The sequence below is a fragment of the Glaciihabitans sp. UYNi722 genome, from assembly GCF_040549465.1.
Taxonomy (GTDB): Bacteria; Actinomycetota; Actinomycetes; order Actinomycetales; family Microbacteriaceae; genus Lacisediminihabitans.
The window spans coordinates 147,835-153,955 of the sequence record NZ_JBEPTL010000007.1 but is presented as its reverse complement, the minus strand read 5'-3'; the positions used below and the strand labels follow the sequence as shown (position 1 = coordinate 153,955).

Genomic DNA, 6,121 nt, shown 5'->3' with positions numbered 1-6,121 from the left:
TTCGCTTCCAACTCGGGGTCGGTGGAGAACTTGAACGTGTCGAGACGGTGCGGCTGAATTCTCCACTTGCGCCAGATCCGGGACACGCTGGAGAACGACACGCCGCTTCGGGTGGCCATCAACCGGGCCGACCAATGCGAGATCCCCAACTCCGCTGGTGGTTTCCCCTGATCGGCAAGGGTTTCCGCGATCAACGCGAGCTCATCGATCACCGGCTCCCGACCCGGCCGGGGAGCGTCCTTCAAGCCCTCGATCCCGGACTCCGAATACCGGCCTCGCCACTTCAGCACGCTCGGACGCGTCAACCCCGTCCGCTTCTCAATCTCGATATTCGGCAACCCGTCAGCGGCCGAAAGCACGACCCGCGCCCGCACCGCCAGAGTTGCCGACACCGCTTTTCCCCGCGTGAGCCGCTCCAGCCTCGACCGGTCACCATCACGCAAAACCAACGCCCGAGCCAGGTAAACCATGACTCAAGTCTGATGCCACTCCACACCTAAATGATTCAACGACACGCAACACTAGCGACGATTTCCGGGCCAGCGACCATCGTGACGACGGGGTGAAGCTCGTCATCTCCGGCGCCCACACCAGGCTGAAGAAAGCGATCAGTACCGTGTGCCAAGGTGCACCCTTACAAGGCTGCCGGGTCCATTTCATGCGCAAGATGCTCTTCGTTGTTCCCAAGGCAGCCAGGACAAGGTTGCCTCGATCATCCACACCGTCTTCGCCCAACCCGACCGTGTGAGCACATCCTCACCCAGTTCACCGAAGTGACGCCGATGCTCGCCCGCTCCTATCCAAAAGTCGCGGTCAGGCTCGACGAGGCGCGCCACTACCTCCTCGCGTTCGCGTCGTTTCCCAAGGGGTATTGGAACCAGATTTGGCCCACGAACCGCTGGAACGGGTCAGAAAAGAGGTCAACGCCGCACCGTGTCGTCGGTGTGTTCCCGAACCCCGCTGCGCTGCTGCGCTGCGCCTGGCAGGATCTGGTCTGATCGAGCGACACGACGAATGGGAAACCGGCGACCGCGGCAACTTTTCCGGATCGTCCATCCTCGAACTAGCCGTCATGAACCTCGGCACGGACCACGTCGAGGAGCTGCCATCATCCCAGAACCTACCGCCACCTAAGCTAAAACAACTGACGCCGACGGACGACGGAAATTACCCCTCCCGGCGGGACGTGACCCAATCAACACGACGCACCTCCTTACTTATACATCCGAATACGTGAAAATTTCGGCCAAGATTGATTCGGCCACCAAACGCACGGCGCGGGCCTGGACCTCGAGAAGAATTTTCTTGGGCACGTGGATCCGTCCTTACAACTCAAAAGGATGCGACATCAAACCTGGGGCGCTCCAGCGTGTACGGTGCCGGACCTTTCTGGAACGATCGTGGACGTCACCTTTACGGACGTGGGTGGGCCCATGATGGGAGGTGACAGTGGGCCGATGTCCGGTGGTGCCATGCGGTTAACCGCCGACCGTGCCACAGTTCGACATGGGACTGTGTCGTTCCTCGTGACGAACGGGGGCAGCGTCACCCACGAACTGCTTGTCCTTCCCCTTCCCGAATCTCAAATCGCGGGAACCCAGCCCTTCGGGGGCGACGGGAAGATCGACGAGGCGGGAAGCCTGGGGGAGGCATCCACTACCTGCGGAGAAGGCGCGGGCCAAGGCATCCTGCCCGGAACCTCAGGCTGGGTGAGCGTCACGCTGGTGCCGGGCCGGTATGAGTTGGTCTGCAATCTTCCCGGCCACTACGCCGCTGGCATGTACACCCAACTCACCGTCACCGGACACAGCGACGAAGCCATTTCGACCAGTGGGCCGCTGACGCACTTCGCGCCCACCATGCGGGTACTTGACTGGTTTCACCAAATGCGATCACCTTTCCCCTTGCGAGCACCCTCCAGGTCGAAAATCACCCTGAAATCGGTTTCGACGAGCACAGTGAAATGCCGCCCGCTAATCGTTCGAGTTTCACCGGTCGTGGGCCTCACGTTGATCAGAAAACTTTACGGCGCGGTGTCGATCAGTGCGTCGAGAGCCTTCAGGTCATCGGACGAGATTGTGAAGTCCATGTCGGCGTTCTGGGTCATGCGGTCGGGTGTTATCGTTTTTGGCAGTGGGAGGATGTTTTTCTCCAGCAGGTAGCGAATGCAAATCTGGGCTACCGACTTCCCGTACTTCGCGGCGATCTCGTGTACGTTCTCGTTGTCGAGGATCGCGCCTGTGGCCAGCGGTGAATAGCCTTCGACCAGGATCTCTCGCTCGCGGCAGTAGTCGACGGTTTCTTTTTGTGTGTGGCCGATGAAATAGCGGATTTGGTTTGCGTGGGGCGTCACGTCGGTCGCAGCGATCAGCGACTGGAGGTCGGCGGGGTCGAAGTTCGAGACGCCGATGGAACGCGAGCGGTCGTCGGCGAGAATCTTCTCGAATACCCGCCACACCTCAATGTTCCCGGCTCGGCAGTCTTTGCCCATCTGCGACCAGGGCCAGGGAGCGTGAATCAGGTAAAGATCGACGTAGTCGAGGCCCAGGGCCGAAATCGTCGTCTCAAAGCTGACCTCCGCCTCACGGCCGCTCTTGACCTCGGCCGGGAGTTTGGTGGTCACAAAGATCTGGTCACGTGGAATCCCGCTGTCGCGAATCGCCCGGCCGACGCTCGCCTCGTTTCCGTAGGCGCGCGCGGTATCGATGTGGCGGTAACCGGCATCAAGTGCGGCGGCGACTGCGTCGTAGGCTATTGGGCCGTCGGGGATCTGCCAGGTGCCGAAGCCGATGCGGGGGATTTTGACGCCGTTTGACAGGGTGAAGGTGTCGGTCACTGCAGGCATGGTTTTCTCCCTCAAAGGTTTGCGCGAGCACGGTTTTGTCCGCTTGGCTGCGCTTTCTTGAAATTGCTTCCCAACAGAGTGTAATTCGAGAGGAACATCGGTCCAATCTCTCAGAAGCAGTCGAACATCAAGGCAGATGACGCCAGTCGCTGAGCATTGTGGAGTCCTCTGGGACTGCTGTCGATTTGATTGGGCCGCAGATTCACGAACACCCGGTCACCCCTCTGGAGCTATCCGTCTGTCGACGCGGGTGAGTGGCCAGTCCGCAATGTCAGATCGGTCGCGTCGCCCGACTTGGTCGTTTTTCGGACACCGAGCTGTGGGGAAACCAGTTCCCGCACCACTTCCCCAAGCTCAGTTGCCAGCGCGAGCACTTCCTCGTATTGACCGGCCCAGAGTGCCTCGATTGGACTGCGATCGCCCAATTCTTCTCGGCGTTCGCGGAGGAGGGCGGCATCGCCCCACGGATCAATACCTGGCGGATCCATCGCGGTAAGAACTTCTCGGAGGCGCTTTGGAGCTTCGCGATATTCGTTGAATTGAAAGCTCGGGAGCAACATCCGATCTGTCGTTTTCAGGCCGATGAGCTGCCGGGCGGCGATCCGATATCGAACTACGCGCGTACTGACCCCGATCCACCGGGCCACATCGGTGACGAGATAGAACGGGCCGAGCAGTACGTCCCATTCATTGGCGGGCAAAGCGGGGGTCGGGTTCATGGGCTGCTTCAATCGATCCGCTGAGTTTCGATACAACCTCGACAATTGCCGGCGAGCATGCAGTTGGAATCAGCAGGGTGTCCACGGTGGGATGCATCACCCGATTCTTGATCTGAGCGCACATTCGGTCTGTCCTTATCCTCGCCCCACGGCGCACTGATTCTGACGATAGGCCCAGATAGGCCCCGACAGGCGCCTACGAGGCGCGGGGATTCCCTGTGCAGGAATGCAATATCTTCGCAATCCAGATCAGGTGGCACTCCTCATTTCATTTCGTTGCCGGATTCCGTCCCCACAGGAACATCGGTCGCCGCATCACGTCTCGCCCAGCCCGATCGCTTTCGAGCATCTCGGCGAGCGATTCCAAGCACTCGGACGACAGAAAGTCTTGACTCAACATCGTGCGGACAAAGGAGGGAGGGTCCGTGACCGTCCAAAGGGCGAACCCAGTGTGGCGTGGCGTGTTGGCTAGGGTCGGCCGCTTCCCCAGGTCCAAATCGAGAGAGTTTGGAGCAGGCGTTGGCGCCTCACGCCGAGGGTTCCGGACCGGTGAGCCATGCGCTGTTTCGCAGCCCACCCGGCGAGGGCCCTGTCCCCCGGATTGTTCCCACTCAACACCGGCGGGTGGCCAAGGCTGGCAAGTGACCGCTCATATGCGAGGAAACGCGCCATCCACCGGTCATCCAACGGCGTCTCTCGATACCCGGGCACGCAGGCGAGTCTCTGGAGTTGAAAATCGCATCTACGCCCAAGATTCGCGGCGGTGCGTTCGGTGCGCACCCAGACTGCGAGTTGACGCTCTTCCACGCTGATCTGCCTGCCGGAGGGACGATTGTTTTCGCGAGGAAAACGCCCTTCCCCCGCCACGAATAGCTCAAGTCGGTTCAGATTTTTGAACCACGCGACGGTACGGACAGCGGGCTGTCCGAACAACACATCCACTGCCTGATCGCGTATATCGTGCCGGAAGTAAGTGAGGGACCGTTGCAGGTCTGCGCTCGGGTGGATCGGAGGATGCGCTGCGATTGCAGCATATTGCGCGAGGAGGCGCTCCAGTCGGGGCGGGGTGAGCATGTGTGCCTTTCCGAGCTGCAGCGGTTGCAGCGTCGGAATGGTTATGCGCGGATCCGGGACTCACCGCGCACGTTTGCGGAATATGCATGCCTGCACGAGGCCAACGCATCGGCGCGCCTCACTAGATTTCAGGACGCGAGGGCCACAAAAACGCCTTCGTATTCACTCGTCGCGGGCAGTCCGTGGCCCGATGGACGGAGCGGCATGACAGAACCAAATAGCCCATGGTTAGTGAGCGATGACAGTCCGATCATCGCTATCGCTGGGGACTGGCACGGCAAGGATCATCTCCTTCGGGAGAAGCTGTTCCGGCTGGCGGAGCTCGGGGTCACCCGGCTGCACCACGTCGGAGACGTCTCCATTTACACCGACCGCGCGGGCGCTCTGTTCCTCGACCGTGTCAACGGTTGGGCGGCCGAAAGTGGCGTGTTTATCGTGGTCACCACAGGCAACCACGAGGACTGGTCATATTTATGGAAACTTTTCGACCAAGCGGGAGCGGGGATGCCGGGTCCAATCCGCTCACACGTTTCAGTTCTGCCGCGCGGCTACCGGTGGACACAACGAAATCAGGTGTTGATGTCGTTCGGTGGGACTGCATCCATTGATCGGTATTGGCGGGTCCCTGGAGTGTCCTGGTGGCCAGAGGAACTTCCTACTGAGGAAGACATTGTTGCTGTAACCAACGGCGGCAGGGTGGACATGTTGATCACCCATGACTCCCCAAACCCCGCGACACCGAAAGTCGCCTCAATCCGCGCCACTCACGGATCATGGGAACCCCCCGCGATCGCGTACGCCGAGACCGGCGCCGCGATCATCACCCGTGTATGGGAGGCCACCCAGCCGAAGCTGTTGGTACACGGCCATTTTCATGTGCGTGACAGCGTCCGCCTGAATACCGGGCAGCAAATCGTGTCCCTCGCCAAAGAAACCCCGGAAACGTCATCCTGGTCGATCTGACCGATCTGTCCGTGATGTGGGCGGAGGATGTCAATGCCTGACCCCAACGAAACGCAGCCCTCAACGCAAGCAGTACGACTATGGCTTGGTGGCGATGCCGTTTCGGACACGAATGGCAGGCGCTCATTTACAGCCGAATCCAAGGTCACGGCTGTCACCGTTGCGCTCCGCGTAAGCCAAGAGCCGACCGACGAGTCGCAGGCGCCGGATGCGGCAAATGCAATCATCGAGTCCTAGCACCCGGCGAAACAGATGTCGCCTCTCGATACCCCGATATCGCAATCGATTGGAACATGGCATCCAACGAAGGCCTTGGTCCACATCAGGTCATGCCAGGAACAACGCTCCGAAATTGGAAATGCGTCTTCGGACACAGCACCCGCCAGAGCGTTCCAAATCGAGTAAAGTCCTGCGGGTGCACCAAATGCGAACCCGAACTCCGCTCCGCCTGGCTTCGCAAAATGTGACTTAAAACACAATCATGGCCCATCTTTAGGATGGGCCATTTCTGCGTCTACAC

The 6,121-nt window shown here is 60.1% G+C and carries 5 protein-coding genes and 3 pseudogenes; 6 read left to right on the top strand and 2 right to left on the bottom strand.

What is annotated here, in order from left to right; all coding sequences use genetic code 11:
• A partial coding sequence (locus ABIB56_RS07500) for a helix-turn-helix domain-containing protein (protein ID WP_354568499.1) occupies positions 1 to 470 on the bottom strand: 470 nt, incomplete at its 3' end.
• Positions 471 to 556: 86 nt separating this feature from the next.
• On the opposite strand from ABIB56_RS07500, the pseudogene ABIB56_RS18490 reads away from it, so the two are divergent.
• Positions 557 to 1,078 (top strand): annotated as a pseudogene (locus tag ABIB56_RS18490) (transposase); the annotation flags it as partial.
• A gap of 262 nt (positions 1,079 to 1,340) precedes the next feature.
• Positions 1,341 to 1,790 (top strand): annotated as a pseudogene (locus ABIB56_RS07485) (sulfocyanin-like copper-binding protein); the annotation flags it as partial.
• Between the two features lie 233 nt (positions 1,791 to 2,023).
• Here ABIB56_RS07485 and ABIB56_RS07480 read toward each other — a convergent pair.
• The gene (locus ABIB56_RS07480) at positions 2,024 to 2,845 is read right to left on the bottom strand and encodes an aldo/keto reductase (protein ID WP_354568495.1); all 822 of its coding nucleotides are present in this window, start codon (positions 2,843 to 2,845) and stop codon (positions 2,024 to 2,026) included.
• Positions 2,846 to 3,099: 254 nt separating this feature from the next.
• Between ABIB56_RS07480 and ABIB56_RS07475 the strand changes: the two genes are divergently transcribed.
• The 4 genes and pseudogenes from ABIB56_RS07475 (at position 3,100) to ABIB56_RS07460 (ending at position 6,068) form a co-directional block, all read left to right on the top strand.
• A complete protein-coding gene (locus ABIB56_RS07475; RefSeq protein ID WP_354568493.1) occupies positions 3,100 to 3,588 on the top strand; it encodes a hypothetical protein in 489 nt (162 codons plus the stop codon).
• A 1,281-nt stretch (positions 3,589 to 4,869) separates the two neighbouring features.
• Positions 4,870 to 5,601, top strand: coding sequence for a metallophosphoesterase (locus ABIB56_RS07470; RefSeq protein WP_354568492.1), 732 nt, complete (start codon positions 4,870 to 4,872; stop codon positions 5,599 to 5,601).
• Positions 5,602 to 5,672: 71 nt separating this feature from the next.
• Positions 5,673 to 5,762: pseudogene (locus tag ABIB56_RS07465) on the top strand (zinc-ribbon domain-containing protein); the annotation flags it as partial.
• Entirely contained in the window at positions 5,739 to 6,068 is a 330-nt protein-coding gene (locus tag ABIB56_RS07460) for a zinc-ribbon domain-containing protein (protein ID WP_502917581.1), read from the top strand. The pseudogene ABIB56_RS07465 and the gene ABIB56_RS07460, both read left to right, overlap by 24 nt.
• Positions 6,069 to 6,121: the final 53 nt, after the last annotated feature.